Genomic DNA, 17,343 nt, shown 5'->3' on the forward strand with positions numbered 1-17,343 from the left:
TAAGATTAAGGGAAACCCATTGAACCTCAATAAGCTTTTCAGAAATTTTGGTTTTGCCACTTTAGCGCAAGCCCTATCAATGGTATTAAGTTTTGTCATTTCGTTTCTGGTTCCCAAGCTGCTGGGAGTGGAGGAATTCGGCTACTGGCAGTTGTTCATCTTCTACATTAGCTATTGCGGATTCTTCCTACTTGGATCTAATGATGGTGTATATCTGATTCACGGTGGCAAAACCTATGATGAGCTGAATAAGCGCTCCGTTGCGTCCCAGTTCATGGTCACATTGGTGCTGCAAGCGGTATTTGCCTTGGCTATCGCATTATGTTCGCTGTTCTTTATGCATGAAGAAAAGCGAATGTTTGTCATCATTTTTACCGGAATATATTTAATCTTTAACAATTTGACTTATTATTTTGGATATATATTCCAGGCGGTCAATGAGACAAAGACCTTTTCATTCCTGAACGTTATCGACAAACTTATTTTTCTTGTTGTCCTTGTTCCGCTCCTGTTGTTGGGAACTGATGTCTTTTACCCCTACGTCATTCTATATACCGTAGCCAAAACTATAGCTTGTGTATGGAGTTTCATGCTTAGTCGCCAATTGTTCTCATGTGGTTTTCTCCCAATCCGTGAGGCAATACGAGATACATGGGAAAGCATGACTGTAGGCATCAAACTTACGGTTGCGAATATCGCGGGCATGCTCATATTAGGTGTTGCGAGATTCGTAGTCGACGCACAATTCGGCATTGCTGAATTCAGCCAGTTCTCGTTCGCTATCACCTTAGAGAACTTCTTTATCACATTCATCACGCAGCTCTCCATGGTGTTATTCCCTGCTTTGCGCCAAACTTCGTCCGAGGAACAAAGGCGTTTCTTCTGCCATCTTAGAGATTTATTATCTATAACACTGCCAATTGTGTATGTTCTCTATTTGCCCGTCAGCATTATTATCGCTTGGTGGCTCCCTGCGTATAGTAAAGCTCTGCAATATTTAGCAATTCTTATGCCGGTTTGTCTATTCGAAAGCAAAATGGACCTACTTGGAACCACTTATTTCAAAGTTTTGAGAGAAGAGCAAAAATTACTTCGAATCAACATTGGTTCCGTAGCATTGAGTACAGTGGGCATCGTCATTGGAGGAGTGATAATGCATAACATGAACATCGTCATCATTGCCGTGTTGTGTGCAGTAATATTCCGAAGTATTTATTCGGAATTCACAATCTCGGGAAAGCTGGGCGTCGGCAAAGCATCCATGTCCATTCTGGAAATTGCGCTGGCGGCGGTATTCATCTTCTCCTACAGGTACCTCCCTACCATTGTCGCTTTAGTCGCTGTTGTAATTGCATATGTAATGTTTATATTGTTGTATCGAAATACTGTTAAAGAATTTATTGACATTCTCCAAAAACTATTCAAGAAGTCACATCCCCATCACAAGCATTGACCGCAATGTACCACAACCCAAGATAAGGAGAAGATAAATGATTATTGATGCATATGCTGCCGGTATTGTACTCTATAAGCCTGATTTAGATAGGTTGAAGGATAGCCTGAATGCTATAACGCCACAAGTGAAATTCGTCTACTGTTTTAATAATGGATTGGGAGATAATCCCGGGGCCATTAATACGGTGCTCCATACATATAGCAATGTCATCGTGATTGGTGATGGACAAAATATAGGTATTGCCAGCGCGTTGAATGCACTAGTGCAGCGTGCTCATGATGATGGCATGACTTGGATTCTGACCTTGGATCAAGACTCAGTCGTAAGTGAAGACACAATAGCATCTTTGGCAAAGCTCACCAGCGAAGACAAGGTTGCCATCATTTGCCCGCAAATTGAGGATGAGCGACGGAAAAACGAGCCAATTTCACACGATTTTCCACCAATTGAGGATATCGATGACTGTATCACCTCCGGAAGCTTTATGAATATCGATAAGACACTTTCCGTCGGTGGCTTCGATAGTAGGCTATTCATTGATCTTGTCGATGATGAAATCTGCCATCGTATCAAATTATCGGGATATAGAATTATTCGCAATAATTCCGTTATCCTAAATCATGAATGCGGCATCTTGGCGCCCTCCAAGTATGAACATTTCTGGCTCAAAATGGGCATGCTCATGCATAGTGATATTTTACAAAGGCTATCTCACAAACGGGAAGTTAACCCAATGAGACTTTATTACGTCACTCGAAACATGGTGTATCTTAATAGAAAATATAGAAAAAATTCTAATCCAATGTGGTCGACAAAACGTTTGATTCGTAATTCTATTTCCAGTATCTTAAGAGGTAAAAACAAAATTGTGCTGATTAAAAACATAATTATTGGCATAAGAGATGGTAAGACAATGAATATTGAATACTGATTTCAACTAGAATGGTGGTAACATGCGGCATGCATATATGATCATGGCTCACGGTCAGCCAGAATTACTTCAAATTCTTTTACGCCGTCTTGATGATGAACACAATGATATCATTGTTCACATTGACAGCAAAAGCCCCCTCACACCCGAAAGCATTCTTGAGACAAATCCGGTAAAGAAGGGGCATATTCGCTTCATTCATCGAATACCCTCAACTTGGGGCGGGTACAGTCTGATTCAGGTAGAGCTAAATTTACTGCGAGAAAGCCTGAAAATGGGTACTCATTCGTATTATCATCTCCTTTCTGGAAGCGATCTCCCACTGTATCCGATATCGCAAATAAATGCTTTTTATGAGCGTCGTCAAGGAAAGGAATTTCTTAATTTTTTTGACAAGGAAGAATGCTTAAAGCAGTATAATCTGCGTTTGAAATATAAGCATTGGTTCCGTGATAAGTGTGGACGAGATAAGAATGTTTACACTATATTAAACAAGCTTGGTTTATGTATTCAGCAATTACTAAGAATTAAAAATTCAATTCCGTCTGAAAATTTCTATTGCGGTAGCCAATGGTGGGATATTACAGAAGATTTAGCACGCTATGTTCTTGATCATGAATATTCTATACGTCGAACATACCAATATTCCAGCTGCTGTGATGAGGCTTTTGTGCAATCTCTTGTGTGGAACAGTAAGTTCCGAGAACAACTATTTGTGCCCGAACTCGGCAACGGCACCAAGGGCAACATGCGCTGGATCGACCTTGCTCGAGGAATTAACTCAGGTGCCTACGTTATTAAGACAGCCGACCTACCGAATATTATGGAATCCGGTATGCTTTTCGCGCGAAAATTTGATTTCGAGCATCACCCTGAGGTAATTAATGCTCTTCAATCATTTTGCGCTTCATTGAAAGATTAAGGCTATGACAAACGAATTGGTACTCGCTGGAATTGTTCTATTTAATCCGGAAATTGATAGGTTAAGAGCTAATATCCAAGCGATAAGCCCGCAGGTTAATACTGTTCTTCTCGTCAACAATGCTTCCTCCAATATGTCTGAGGTTCGGACATTAATTAGTGATTTCCAAAATATTGAAGTACTTGACAATACTTCCAATATGGGCGTTGCTCATGCGTTGAAACAAGTTTTGGAATACGCCATGGAACATGGTTATTCTTGGGCTTTGACGTTAGATCAGGATTCCGTTTGCTACCCGGGATTGATTAATACATATTCCAAGTTCTTCGGATTGCCCAAAGTCGGTATTCTGACCTGCAACATCATCGACCGCAATTTTGCGGAGGATAACGGATTTGCATCAGGACAGCAGTATCGTGAGATATCGCAGTGTATTACTTCGGCATCCCTGATTAATGTGGATGCCTATAAACATACGGATGGATTCGATGATAAGTTATTCATCGATTCCGTTGATTTTGACATCTGTATCAATATGCGTCTGCATGGGTATCGAATCATTAAGGTAAACTTTGATGGATTGCTGCATGAGGTAGGTCACGGCAAGAACGTTAAGCTACTGATGAAGGACTATATAGTCTATGGTCATTCACCATTCAGACAGTACTACATTGCCAGAAACCACATGTACCTCGTAAGAAAATATCCAAGTCAATTCTCAGTTTTAAAAGAATGGCTTCGTGAATTTCGTGATGAATTACTCATCATACTCTATGATAATAGCAAATTCGCAAAGCTTGCAAAGCGCTGGCGTGGATTACATGACGTACGTCATATGTAGCAAATACTTCATCTCGCATAGCTTTTCCTTTACAAGGATTAAACATATGAGATTCACAATTGCATCTGTTGTTTCCACTGCAAGAGATACTCGTTTCGAATTACTGCGCATTGTCGCGATGTTTCTTATTGTCAGTTGTCATTTTGTTGCTCATATTGATTGGAATCTAGAAAACGCTGGTGGTTCTACTCAAGCGATTGCCTATACAATAGATCAATATGGTGGACAAATAGGCGTCTGCATATTCTTTATACTCTCAGGATATTTTCTCATCAATAAGCCGTTTCGCATCCAGCGTATATTGCGCACCGTATTGCAAACGCTTGTTTACGCGATGCTAATGTTTGTCATTTCATTTGTTGTACCATTGGTTGGCTTATTCCCAAGACCGATGTCCATTGTCAGAGAGATTTACTTATCCGCACTTCCTGTCTTCAACGGCACATATTGGTTTATTACGTCATACGTATTTCTATTACTATTTTCTCCTTTTATAAATACAACTTTTCATTACATGAGCAAGGGAGATATTTCACGCATGCTTGTCCTTCTTCCCTTCTTGGGAATTATGGCAACCTTTGCATTAGGTCCATTAATGTGGACGAATTTAACATATGCAATAACCGCGTATATTTATGGCGCATACATCAGGCTCTATGGGTCAACAATCCAAATAGCCAAGAGATTGAATATGTTCGTTGAGGCTATATTGATTGTCGTTTCATTTACCGTAATGTCAATCTTTTATTATATATTAGACATATTCACCGATAGTAAACAATTTATACAGAGCGCTCATCATATTACCGGAACTTTTCCGATTCTGGCTATATTGTCAGTCTCAGGCATTTTTCTAATTCTTCATAATTCCGGCTCTTCGCGACATGCATTGAGGACATCGCCAAGGTTTTCAAATATTTTTTCCAGGCCGGCCAAATATGTATTTGGCGTTTATTTAATTCACGAAAACCCGTGCATCAAGGATACACTTTGGAATACCGTTTCGTCAATCACGCCGTTCCCTCAATCCGGAATTATGATGATTTCGATTGGTGTTATCTGCATCCTCATACTTTATGTTCTATTATTATTTGTGGCATTCGTTATAGATTCGATATTGGTGCACCCTCTTGAGAGTCTTATGATTCCGGCTTTATCTCGGTATTTTCAATAAATACGATATCAAGAAAAGTGTCATATGCCGTATCTTTATTACCCAATATCTATGATGAGTCAGTACAAGACTTTCGGCATATTACGACTCAACTAAGCGTCGCCGTTATTTCCTTGTTCATCTTGCCATGAGGAGTCCTTCATGGGCTCACATTCCAAGAAAACGGCATCATCTCACGCCATACAATACCGCAATCATCTTCTTGGACCGGCCTCCCATCAGTCCAACAAAATCCCCTATTGATGCTCGTGAGTGAGTGCCCATATGAGTAAGGGTATGGCAACAAGGCAGTATCCTTCGAATTGGATATAGAGGTATACGACTAGGACGAGCCAACACACGGTGCGTTTGGTCCACATGTGTTGGCTCGTAATGAATCGCAGGGCAATAATCAGGAACTGGACTAGTCCGATGGCCCCGTATTCTGTGATGAAGCTGGTGTAGACACTCATCGTCCATATGGTGTCTGGATTCATGGATTGATACCAGCCGGATGCGGCATTCATGTTATCTGCGGACGTACCTGTTACTCCGAGCAGCCATGTCGCCATGTTTGAACCAATCTGGGTGGCGGCATTAATATTGCCTGCGCCGAAACCGGTAAGCAGGGTCCACGGCCTCTCGACCAGCCCACACAATGGTCCAAGCGACTGGTAGATGCGTGCGAAGAACGAGCCATCGCCTTCGGCTCCGTCGTTGATGATGGCGCTCAGTCGCGAGTTCGCGATGAAGCAGACAACGGTTGCCGCGAACGTGCCGAGCAGCTGCCAGATGCCCCGTCTGCGCTGCGCGGCATCATGCCACCGGTTATGAATGACGATGATCACCGCGAGCGCGACGAGGCAGTCGAGCACGATCCTGGTGCCCGCGCCCATGACCACACTGCCCGCGGCGAACACTACAATCAACCACTCGAGTTGTTTCCGGTACACGCTATCACGGTCCCGCATCATCCAGGACAACGGCAGCAGAACGCCGAACAGGTGCATGCCGATGTAGCTGGGCTCGGCGAACAGGAACTGCGGGCGTAGTCCACTTCCCGCCCATGGCGAGTCAGGTGTGAGGTACGAACGGTACATGAGATGCCCGAAGTACCCCTCCACGTCGGACAGGTCCAGCCGGATGGCCAGCCACTGGAACACGCCCACCGCGAACGCGAACCAGTACGCCGCGAGGATCGTGCGGATCATCCACCGCCAGTCGAGTTGCTTGTACACGAGCGCGATCTCCAACGCCGCGATCGTCAACGGCACCGCGATCACGCCGCTTAGGGACATGAGCACCGCGTTGGGATGGAACCCGAACGCCGCCCACCCCGGCGCGGACAGGTAGACCAGCACCACGGGAAGCACCATGAACGGCGCATACCGGTGCGCGGCCCGACGCAGCGGACGCGGATTGCACAACGCGTACAGGGCGAACAGCCACGGGCTGATCGGCGTCCAGAACGGCTGGTAGACGCCCAGCACCGTGCCGTCCACCGGCAGCGTGAACAGGGCGAACAGGAACAGATAATCCGTGACATCACGCGGCGTGAACCAACGCGGAGTCAACGCGGGAACACCACAACCCCACCGGACATGCGCGACATCGGTCGCCGCTTCGGCGACGTATGCGGATTGTACGCTTGACTCGTTTCTCGACATCCCACCAACCCCAAACCCGTACTCTGCGATCGTCCGTACGGGGGACGGCACGGGTTACGCACCCATACCCCCTAACGCGGAACCGCAACGACCATACCAGCCCCACAAGAACAACCAATCCCCGTCATCGAGACAAGAAGCATCGAAGACCGGCTCAGCGCGTCTACTGCGCTATTGTGGATAGCGAAGAATCGTCGTCGATGGAAACAGGAGGACAATGGTGGATATCCCAGTTGATGTCGGACAACTTCTTCGTGGTCGTGTGGTGGAGCAGGCGCGTATAGAGTACAAGCAAGGATGGAACCCGAGGTGGTGCTGCATTCGCTATGTGCGTTCGCGAACGACATTAACAACCTCGGTGGAGGCTATCTGGTCATTGGTGTCGATGAACATGAGGGGATGCCGGTATTGCCACCTGCCGGGTTGCCGAAGAACTCTCTGGATCGTATTCAGAAAGAGCTCATTTCCCTATGCCACCGCATCGAGCCGTTGTACATGCCCGTGTGCGAGCCGGTTGAGTTCGAAGGTCAATGGTTGCTGCTGATATGGGCTCCTGGTGGGTATGACCGTCCCTATCGTGCACCAATTGAAATCACCAAGAAAGAAACCGGCAAAGCGTATTACGTACGACGATTTTCCAATTCGGTCCGAGCCTCGAAATCCGAGATCGAGGAACTAATGGACATCGGGGGCAGCATCCCATTTGATGATCGCATCAACTATCAGTCCTCCATGAATGATTTGCGTATTGGGCTGATGATGGAGCATCTGGGCAAAGTAGATAGTGTGCTTGCTCAGGAGGAACTTGATAGTCTGTCGATGGCGCTTGATCTGCGTGTAGCCGATGGACCGAGGGAGAACCGGCACCCTCTGAATGTCGGCCTGATGTTCTTCAACGAGGATCCGGAACGATTCTTCCGCGAAGCGCGCATCGAAGTGGTCGACATTCCAGATCCTACTGGCGAAGGCATGACGGAACGCGTATTTCATGGTCCCCTGAACCGTCAATTATCTGATGCTCTGCAGTATATCCACAATACTGTGCTCGCTGAGAAGATTTTCAAACTCGAAGACAGGGCCGAAGCGATTCGTGTGTTTAACTATCCGTACGCAGCGGTGGAAGAGGCATTATCCAACGCGGTTTATCACAAGAGCTATCAGATTCCAGAACCGATCACTGTACGAATCGAACGGGACAGGATGATTATCCTCAGTTTTCCAGGGCCAGATCGGTCAATTTCGGATGAAGATCTCAAGAAGCACAGATTGGTGTCCCGTCGCTATCGAAATCGTCGAATAGGTGACTTTCTCAAGGAACTGCATCTGGCTGAAGGCCGCAACACCGGTGTGCCAACCATGCTGAAGGCGCTGCGGGACAATGGATCGCCTCCTCCTGTTTTCGAAACCGATGAAGATCGCACATTCCTGTCGGTGACGTTCATGATTCATCCGTCATTTATGTCGGACGGTTCTGAAGAGGCGCAGAGTGCCGGATTCAACCCGCAGAGTGCCGGATTCAACCCGCAGAGTGCCGGATTCAACCCGCAGAGTGCCGGATTCAACCCGCAGAGTGCCGGATTCAACCCGCAGAGTGCCGGATTCGACCCGCAGAGTGCCGGATTCGACCCGCAGAGTGCCGGAGACTCTCGCAGCTCGACGCAGCCAATTGGACTTAAGAAGACCAAGCTAGCCGAACAACAGGCGCTTATCATTACATACCTGCGGCATCATGATCGAATCACTTCCTCGACGGCTTCGGATTTGTTGCGTCTACAGCCTCGTCGTGTGCGTCTGATCTTCAACAAGATGCAGGATGCCGGAATGATTCAGCGCATCGGAGCGGGACGTGGTACCTACTACACGCTGCAGCAGCAATAAAAAGTTTCAAGAAGCCACTCTCACCAAGCCGGCAAAACGGTACTGCTCCGCCCTTCCTTGATGTGCTGTTGAGTGTTCAGAGTGCAGGATCCAACCGGTTCCGTATTCCGTGTATGAGTTCGATCCTGCTTGTCATGGTCACGCAGACGGCGTCGATGACGGCCGGCGCCATTCGCGCGTTCGTCGTGAGCTGGTCGCGGATGAGGTCGGGGACCTGGTCCAGCACTCCCAGATCGTACCGGTCCCAGTCGCGGATCGACTCGAGCTGTCGGTGAGCATCTCGTCGCACACGAACACAACCTGTCCGTCATGCCAGTCCTTCCTGTAGCGCCGTCGGGTTCCAGTCTAACGGAGGTGCCGTAGGCGTTATCCTCGTCAGAGGGAGGTGCCCGATGGAACGTCGCGTGATCATGTGCCGTACCCGGCCGGTATTGGAGTTCGACTACGACCGCAGGTCCAGCTATGCCGTGGGTGTGGGCACAATCATCGACCATGCGCGTCTGCCATTGGAGCTGATCACACACGGCAAGGACGCGGTGTACGCGCGACGCATCGACGCATGGTGGTCGCATCGCGCCATCCCCACAACCAGGGACGGCATTCGCCGGGCGTTGGACGTCATGGGCATCCCCAACCGCGCCGTCAACTGCGCCTGGTCCGCTCGTGGGACCGGTATGATCTGGACGCGCTTGCCGACTGGCCTGACGAGGTCGCGCACCGACTGTCCCTCACCAACACGTATGGCGCCGATACGCATCGACGCCATACGTGATGTACTGGCGCAACGCGTTGAAGACGTTATTAAGGCCGCCGGGAGACCTTAATGGGTGAAAATGCGTCAATATGATAAATTTGTCACATAGTATTTCCAATGAAATTAGCCAGTTTTAACAATATGAACTTATCTTTTCTGTAGTCAAATTTTCTGGCAAAAAACATATCGCAGCATACCAATTCATCAAAATCATTGACCGTAAACACATAGGGAGTTCCTCGTTGCCAGTCAATATATCTTAGGCATGATTTAGGTGAGTCATCTTCATAAAATCGGTAAATTCGCTTTTTGAAACCAACGTTATTGAATGCTAGAGTTTGCATGAAGAACTCATCAGGGCTTCGCGTATTCGCGAACTGGCGTTCAATGACGGGTTGCATGTCGATGACATATCTAGCAAAGTCATCGGGGATGCTAAACCAATTCGCTCCTTTCTTGATTGTAAGATTAAAAGGTATGCGATTAATATGAAAAATTTTTTGAACAAGCAGTAATGCTTTGTTGAAAACCTTGTAAATAGAGAATGTATGATCTCTATTTACAATAGATAGCTGTTTTTGGAATAGGTGATAATACTTCACAAACGATAAAGTTGCATCAACATTTTCGGGTGTTGTGAAGTGAATGAAAAGGTCATTTCGATCCGCAAGCAAGGCATGGATTTCCCGCTGGCTCTTAAGCGGGAAATCCATGCCAGATATCAAATGATAGTAATGATATCTGCCTGTCCGAGTAGCAAGTCGTAGCAAGCTTAACTCACACTGTACTTGACTGTATTCCGCCCAATAGACATTGATAGGGTCACAGAAGTAAAGGTGAGAGAATATAGGCTTGACAATCTCTTCCTTTTTGATTGACGACTTCGCGTCAATATGCAAAAAGATATCATTAAACTCAGAATCCAAGTTTTGGATTAAAAAGTTTAGTTGATCGAGATTATTATGCGCCATAAGCAGGTACGCATGCTTATCGGATTTATCAATCATTGACTATGCTTTCAATAAAAGTGAATGCTTCTTCGCGGAGCTGGGAAAGGGCTGTGTCTGATTCAGTGTAGTCAGGAGTGATTGAAAGGTTGGTGTGCAGCAGTGCCGGAATGGTCTTATATCGCTGGGTAAGCTGCAACTGAGTCAGGAAAGACACCGCTCGATCGTCCTTGGAAAGGTCATTATGACCGGAATCGATATACCAGAAGTTCTTATGGAATATCGTAGAGAAGGCGGTGCCATGGAATGATGTAGTAAACACCATTTTGGCATACTTCATATAATTGAGGAAAGCTTCAGGACCATACTTCCTGACCAGACGAATCTTGTTCTTCCAGCAGCAGCGCAATGCCCACTCCTTCGGTTCAAAGAAGTAGACAGGCATTCCAGTTTTCTTGGAGACTTGGTGCAGGAAGGCCGCGATTTCCTGAGAAATGCTGAAGCAGTAATAGAAAATGTAATCCCCGGGAATAATAGGGGCATCACCGATATGGACAGTTCTCTCCCATTCTTCCTGCGAAAGAAGCATAGTTGGATCCACGCAGAGTGAAACCTCACGTCCAGTGGCTTCAGTCACCCATTTCCTAGCATTTTGCTCGCGAACGGAAATTCTGTCAAACTTTCCGACAAGATTCAGATAATGGCTTTTGAGTGCATCGTCCGCAAACGGGTTATTGGCACCAAAGCTGACGGCGTATGCATATCGTTTATTGGCATCGGAAACAAAATTCAAATAATATGCATCGTCCGCATCCATGCAACGGATATTCCACACCTGATCGCTGCCGGTGATAAATTTCGAATACTCGTTGTTAGTTACATCTAATTCCTTATTGGATGCATAAGTCTTCGAAGAAAGTCGGAAATATTTATGCTCAAATGCCTCATAGGAAACAGCCTGTTGTTTTACCTGAGGATACACCGTTGCCCAGAGAGCATTCTTCACAAGAGATTTAATTCCAGTCACTTTCCAGAATGGGCTGTACATAGCTTTCTGCCCTTCATTGGAAAAATCAAGAATTTCATTATCGGCATCAAACCGTTCCCTAAGAACAGTCTGTAATGCCAATGCCTGTAGCATCGACCCACAGTTGTACGAGTTATGGAATGTTATCGTGGCGATCTTGTCATTGCGCGACATGATTCCTCCTTGTGTTGTTGGTTAATCAAACAGCTTTGTGCCTTGGTTTATTCAGCTTAAGCTTATTTCCAAATAGTTTATTTATAAAGGAAAGCAGTATCTCGTCATTGATCAGCAAAAGATACACAAGTGATCCGATGCCGTACAACACAGCTCCAACGATAAGCTGTAAGAGCAGTGTTTTAATGGATGTCCCCAAAGAATATCCGACTATCCATATGGCGATTCCCATGAAACTCCCAATCAAGAAGAACATAAGTCCGGATCGCAGGTACCGCAATACGGGGAATTGCTTTCGTGTTAAAATTAGTTGGACAAAGAAAACGGAGAATTCCGCCAATATTGTTCCAATCATCGTCCCCAATGCCTGAAGATATGGAATCAGCATGATGTTAATTCCAATATTGATAACAGCTCCGATCAATGTCGAAACAACATAAGGCATATCTTTCTGATTAGGGATTAAATATTGCGTACGTATAATGTTTGCCCAAATCATGAAAATAAGGCTAAAACTTAAGCCGAAGATCAAAGGTGAGCTGCCGATGAATTCATCACCAAAGTATACAGGGGCCAAAACGTTGCTAATACCTGCCAAGCCAAATGCCGCACCGCACACCAGCATCGTAAAGTATCGAAAAGATATTGCATTATATTTTTTGATCTGTGCGGAATTTCCATCTGCTATGAGATTCGAGATTCGGGGCAACATTACCGTGCCGAATGCGGTGATGAGACTAACAGGTATATTAACTATGCGTTCCGCATTGTCAAACAATCCGACCTGCGTCATATCCGACATCGCGCCGAGCATGATCTTGTCAAGAACCTTATAGATGCTATATGCAATAGCTGGTATGAAGAGAACAACAACAGGCTTAATGTTTTTCTTTACCTCCTGCCAATCAGGTTTGCAGAAAGGAACGAATTTATGCACATTCAACCACAGATAGATCTGGCTCAGAGAGGCACCAAGAGCCATGATCAATGTATACAGCCACAGATCATCACGACTCTTCACGAAGATGAAGATACAGGCTGCCGTGGCTACCTTAATGATCGTATTTCTTATGACCGTAATCCTAAACTGCTCAAGCCCAAAAAACAGCCAATTTATGTCAAGCAAGTAGGATACAACAAAGAGTATATTAATATACGCTACGATTTTGTTTCCATTGAACAGCAGTAAGGCAAACAGTGTATATGCCACAACTGCAATTCCAGTGCTAATGAATTGAATAAAGTATATATTCCAGAATGTTTGTGCGGTTTTAGCTCTACTTGATCTGTATAACGCTATGCTTCGGCTTCCGTGATTCGTGATGCCAAGCATACCGACAAGTCCAAAGTAATAAGAAATGGAATACACATATGAATATGTGCCAAGTCCTGCAGCGCCCAGCACTCGTGAAACGTAAGGGGCAGTTATTAGTGGTAGTAGAATGACCAAAATCTGGTAGGCCATGTTGTATATGAGATTTTTCTTTAGGCTGGTCATAGAGCTGCCTTACTACCCTCTTACTAGGTGGTTCTTCCGAATCGATTGCTCCAATATGCCCATGTACGCGAACATCAGGAAAAGACAATAGTTGGTTGTGTATATCTCTACAATCGACGCAAAGAGATATATAACAACTCCCCACCAAATGAATGTCTGGTAGCGCACATTAATTAATTTCTCATACGATCGCTTTACTGAAATGATGAGGACAATAAAGATACATAAAGCCGGGATACCTCCCATAAGTAAATAATCAAGATAGATATCATGAGCAAAGATATCCTTAGTTAAATAGTTCAATTTTAAGTGTACATTTCCGGATAAGGATTCAGTAATGCCTGTTCCTATAATAGGATTCTTTCGAATACTTTCGAATGCGGTATCCCATATATAGGTTCTATCGGAGAGGGTTAATGACTTATGCAAGACTCCAACAATAATGAAGCTAAAGATATTCTGCACTCTGAATATTACAATTGACGCGAATGAAATGATTAAAACAACAAGTGCCATATTGGAGTTTGCGTTTCGATTCTTTAGCTGAAGAATAACCAGGATAATGAAGGCGAAAAGAACGATAAGGCCTGTGCCACTTCCTCCAATATAAAGTTCTATGGCACAAATAAAGAACATGAATAATGCCGACTTTGTTACCTTCTTATAACGTCTATACGCAAACTCAATATTAAAGAATAAGCATGTCATAACAGGAGCCACCATTTGGTTTTTTGCGCCAAATAGGTAATAGCGGGAAACTGTATCCGAGCTAATTGTCTGAAACAATCCTTGTGGCATCAGAATCATAATAAGCAGATTTAACAGCACGAGGATATTTAAACCATACGTCAATCCCCTGCAAACATCTTCAGTCTGAGCAATTCTCCACGACCAGGAAGCAAAGAGCAAAAAGGGATACAACATGTATAACGCCAGCTGGAAAACCGCGGCAACATCAGTCTTATTTATTGATGCAGAAATAAAAAGTACAAGAATCAGCGCTATCGTCAAGTAGAACTTAGTGTTCTTGATTAATGAGCGAACTGTGTTTCTATTTATTAATATCAGAAAGATACTTGCAGTGAAAAATAGATAGCGGCTATACTGAACGATAAGTCCCATGATGGGATATTTATATCCAATGGCATTTTGAAAGAATGGCATTACTGCCAACGCAATAAATGCCGTCTGAAGATTTCTACTTATTTTCATTTATTCATCTCCAGCGGAAATTCTTTCCTTGCATTTTTTTCATTAATTTAAAAAGATTAATTGCTGTATATGCTATCATCCTATTGTTTTTCCGCAAAATATTGAGGAAAACCGTATATTTTGCAGCGGTATTCGATTTTTCTAGTTTAATGTCGTCGAGATATTTGTTTTTACGTATCATGTCAAGATCATTGCGTACGTCATTCGATTCCAGCAATGAGGTGTAGATGATCCGCAGCTTCTCTTTGCTTATGGCTTGTTTTGGATAATTGCGTTGGGTAAAAATATCGTCTAATATTTCAATTTGATCCAACCTGCGTTCAAGATTGCCGTCTCTGTTTGCAGTAACCTGTAGGCCATCTTGAGATAAACTATATATATATAAATTATCGGCTAACGTTTTATATCCACCGAGGCACATATTGCAATAGTTTACGATGAATAAATAATCTTCTCCCATATTTACCATAGTATCCATATGGAGATTGTTATTTTCAATAATGGACCGTCTAAATATTTTGTTCCACAACGGATTGAATGCTTTAAACTCTTGTGTTTCTTCTACAAATTCGTAGAAATGATCATTTGAATATGACCGTTCTTCTAGATTTTGATCAAACGCATGATCGCCATTATCGGATCGAACTGTATATCCGCAGGTGACCAAATCCGTGTCGTCAGTCATATTCGATACCAACTGAGATATCATTTTCGGCTTCATCTCATCGTCGGCATCCATAAAGCAAACGTAGAGCCCCTTGGCTTTGCTTAGAGCATAATTGCGGGCTGCGCTTGGTCCGCTGTTCTTTATGGTAAAGATTTTCGCTCGGCTATCTTTTTCTGCTAAATCCCTGCAGATGGATAACGTTGAATCAGCAGAACCATCGTCAACCACGATCACTTCAAGATTGGAATAATCCTGAAGCAAAGCGGATTTTATTGTTCGTGCAATGGTATTCTCGGCATTATATGCAGGTATAATAATAGAAACTAGGGGCATTATGGTTCTTTCCATGCAGATTCCAATCGAATCCATAATAATTGGTTTCGTTAGCGTATTCTCGGTCGCAGTATCCTATTTCTTTTATCTAAAATAACGCTGTAATCAGGGACATCTTTTGTGATGAGGGTGCCCGCCCCAATGATTACATGGTTCCCTATTTTCACGCCATCGAGAATTATTACATTGCTGCCAATCCAACAGTCACTACCGATGGTGATGCCTTTTTGTTGAACGCCCTGACTCTTAATACTTTGTTCAGTATTGTCAAACACATGGTTTTCCGCAAACAAGCTGCACTTCGGCCCAAGCATTACATTGTCGCCAATGCGAATCGGGCCGGAGCATCCTACGTATCCATGAGGTCCAATCGAAGAGTTGTTCCCCATGGTCAGCCCGTGGCCAAGATCTCCGCCATAATAGCTTGATGGGCGAATCATCGTACCGCGACCGATTGTGACATTATCACCAAAAATTAGGCCATCCGAGCATAACCCATGAATCTCTGAATAATCTTCGAACTTCACGTTTTTTCCGCATCGTATGTGACTAGCATGAGAAATTGTTACATGCTTCCCGATTAATAGAAGTCCATGTGATTCGCGAAGAAACACGCGTTTCCATAAGCCGCGGACAAACTTTAGGCCTGTACGAATTAATATAATCGCCCTATCATGGCCATTGATATCCGATGCGAAGGCCATATTATCACCTCTTCACCGCATCTTGATAGATGCCAATAAGTTGTTGGTAGTTGTTTTCGGGTGTGTATTTGTCCTCGTAGTCCCTGCGGGCGTTCGCGCCCATCTGCCGGCACAACTCCGGCTGTTCCCATAGACGCCTTATGGCCTCGACCCAGCCGTCCAGATCACCCAACGGGACCTTCACGCCGTTGTAGCCGTCACGCACCGCCTCGGCCGAGAAGCCCAGATCCGTCGCCACGAGCGGCAGACCGAGACTCTCCGACTCGATCTCGACCATCGAGCACCCCTCGTACCAGATCGAGGGAAATACCACGAACTCGCCGGCCTTCGCGATCGCCATGCACTGCTCGTGCGGCGTGTACCCCAGGAAATACACATTCGAACGCTTATCGGCCCACGCCCTGAACTCGTCCTCCAACGGACCGCCGCCCATCACCACCAACGGGATGTCGTCGATCCGGTTCCAGATGCGCTGAAGCACGCGGATGCCCTTCTCCGCGCCGATGCGCCCGTAGAACACCGCGTACCGCTCCGGCAAGCCGGCCACCCGCTCGGCGGCCATGTTCGCCTGCGCGTCCGGGACGAAGTTGTACTTCTTCACCATCCTCGACGCATCGAAGCCGATGCCCCTCAACAGATCCATCTGATTCTCGTTCAGACAGATGTACCGGTCGATCTGCCGGTAGAAGCTTCGCCGCACACGGTGGTACTTGAAGATCCCCGCCACCAGCAGGCTCTGCAGACGAGACCCCTTGAAGCACGCGTGGCGCGCCATGCGCAGGTAATGCCCGTCGCCGCACTCGTTGCAGATCTTCCCGTCGCGCAGCGAGGTCGCCACCGGGCACACGAAACGAGTGTCATGCAGCGTGGCCACCACCGGAACGCCCATGCGCTTCGCGGCATACAGCACCGACGGCGACAACAGCGGGAAGAACGTGTGCACATGCACCACATCCGGGCGGTGCTTCCCGATCAGCGCCCTCACCGCGCGATAGTTCCGGAATGACCACAGCATCCCGAACGTCGCCGCGAGCTTGCCGACCGCGCCGGCCTTGTCGAACTCGTCGTTCGAGACCGTGTAGCGGACCACCTCATGACCATGCTCCTCGAGCATCCCGGTCTCGCTCTTGAACACCTGATCATCACCGCTCGCGGACCCGGAACGATGGAAATTATGGA

At 45.8% G+C, this 17,343-nt stretch carries 15 protein-coding genes; 7 read left to right on the forward strand and 8 right to left on the reverse strand.

Translation table 11 applies throughout. From position 1 onward, the window contains the following. Positions 1-19 precede the first annotated feature (19 nt). The 5 genes from JS528_RS07305 to JS528_RS07325 are packed head-to-tail and all read left to right on the forward strand — an operon-like array spanning position 20 to position 5,324. Positions 20-1,453: a lipopolysaccharide biosynthesis protein gene (locus JS528_RS07305; RefSeq protein WP_214358429.1), complete on the forward strand. Its 1,434-nt coding sequence runs from the start codon at positions 20-22 to the stop codon at positions 1,451-1,453. Positions 1,454-1,490: 37 nt separating this feature from the next. Beyond that, on the forward strand, positions 1,491-2,387 hold the full coding sequence (locus tag JS528_RS07310) for a glycosyltransferase (RefSeq protein ID WP_214358430.1): 897 nt from the start codon (positions 1,491-1,493) through the stop codon (positions 2,385-2,387). Between the two features lie 43 nt (positions 2,388-2,430). Further along, positions 2,431-3,309, forward strand: a complete 879-nt coding sequence (locus tag JS528_RS07315) for a beta-1,6-N-acetylglucosaminyltransferase (RefSeq protein ID WP_214358431.1) — start codon at positions 2,431-2,433, stop codon at positions 3,307-3,309. A 4-nt stretch (positions 3,310-3,313) separates the two neighbouring features. After that, positions 3,314-4,150, forward strand: coding sequence for a glycosyltransferase family 2 protein (locus JS528_RS07320; protein WP_214358432.1), 837 nt, complete (start codon positions 3,314-3,316; stop codon positions 4,148-4,150). Between the two features lie 46 nt (positions 4,151-4,196). Then, the gene (locus tag JS528_RS07325; protein WP_214358433.1) at positions 4,197-5,324 is read left to right on the forward strand and encodes an acyltransferase family protein; all 1,128 of its coding nucleotides are present in this window, start codon (positions 4,197-4,199) and stop codon (positions 5,322-5,324) included. A 236-nt stretch (positions 5,325-5,560) separates the two neighbouring features. Here JS528_RS07325 and JS528_RS07330 read toward each other — a convergent pair whose 3' ends face one another. After that, positions 5,561-6,970 (reverse strand): hypothetical protein, encoded by a 1,410-nt coding sequence (locus tag JS528_RS07330; protein ID WP_214358434.1) that lies wholly within the window; start codon positions 6,968-6,970, stop codon positions 5,561-5,563. A gap of 297 nt (positions 6,971-7,267) precedes the next feature. On the opposite strand from JS528_RS07330, the gene JS528_RS07335 reads away from it, so the two are divergent. Together JS528_RS07335 and JS528_RS07340 are read left to right on the forward strand one after the other, a co-directional pair. Further along, positions 7,268-8,848 carry an ATP-binding protein gene (locus JS528_RS07335; protein WP_214358435.1) on the forward strand — a complete coding sequence of 527 codons (1,581 nt, stop codon included), beginning with the start codon at positions 7,268-7,270 and terminating at the stop codon, positions 8,846-8,848. Between the two features lie 392 nt (positions 8,849-9,240). Then, positions 9,241-9,672, forward strand: coding sequence for a hypothetical protein (locus JS528_RS07340; RefSeq protein ID WP_214358436.1), 432 nt, complete (start codon positions 9,241-9,243; stop codon positions 9,670-9,672). Between the two features lie 31 nt (positions 9,673-9,703). Here the strand turns inward: JS528_RS07340 and JS528_RS07345 are convergent, their stop codons facing one another. From JS528_RS07345 to JS528_RS07375, 7 genes are all read right to left on the reverse strand, one after another. Further along, on the reverse strand, positions 9,704-10,609 hold the full coding sequence (locus JS528_RS07345; RefSeq protein ID WP_214358437.1) for a beta-1,6-N-acetylglucosaminyltransferase: 906 nt from the start codon (positions 10,607-10,609) through the stop codon (positions 9,704-9,706). Continuing rightward, positions 10,602-11,750 carry a polysaccharide pyruvyl transferase family protein gene (locus JS528_RS07350; RefSeq protein WP_214358438.1) on the reverse strand — a complete coding sequence of 383 codons (1,149 nt, stop codon included), beginning with the start codon at positions 11,748-11,750 and terminating at the stop codon, positions 10,602-10,604. Before JS528_RS07350 ends, JS528_RS07345 begins: the two co-directional genes overlap by 8 nt. A gap of 25 nt (positions 11,751-11,775) precedes the next feature. Beyond that, entirely contained in the window at positions 11,776-13,248 is a 1,473-nt protein-coding gene (locus JS528_RS07355; RefSeq protein WP_214358439.1) for an oligosaccharide flippase family protein, read from the reverse strand. 12 nt (positions 13,249-13,260) lie between these two features. After that, positions 13,261-14,370, reverse strand: coding sequence for an O-antigen ligase family protein (locus tag JS528_RS07360; RefSeq protein ID WP_214358440.1), 1,110 nt, complete (start codon positions 14,368-14,370; stop codon positions 13,261-13,263). A gap of 94 nt (positions 14,371-14,464) precedes the next feature. Continuing rightward, positions 14,465-15,475 carry a glycosyltransferase family 2 protein gene (locus JS528_RS07365; RefSeq protein WP_214358441.1) on the reverse strand — a complete coding sequence of 337 codons (1,011 nt, stop codon included), beginning with the start codon at positions 15,473-15,475 and terminating at the stop codon, positions 14,465-14,467. Positions 15,476-15,510: 35 nt separating this feature from the next. Beyond that, a complete protein-coding gene (locus tag JS528_RS11800) occupies positions 15,511-15,987 on the reverse strand; it encodes an acyltransferase (protein WP_214358442.1) in 477 nt (158 codons plus the stop codon). A gap of 181 nt (positions 15,988-16,168) precedes the next feature. After that, positions 16,169-17,299, reverse strand: a complete 1,131-nt coding sequence (locus tag JS528_RS07375; protein ID WP_214358443.1) for a glycosyltransferase family 4 protein — start codon at positions 17,297-17,299, stop codon at positions 16,169-16,171. Positions 17,300-17,343: the final 44 nt, after the last annotated feature.

It is taken from the genome of Bifidobacterium santillanense (assembly GCF_018555385.1).
Taxonomy (GTDB): Bacteria; Actinomycetota; Actinomycetes; order Actinomycetales; family Bifidobacteriaceae; genus Bifidobacterium; species Bifidobacterium santillanense.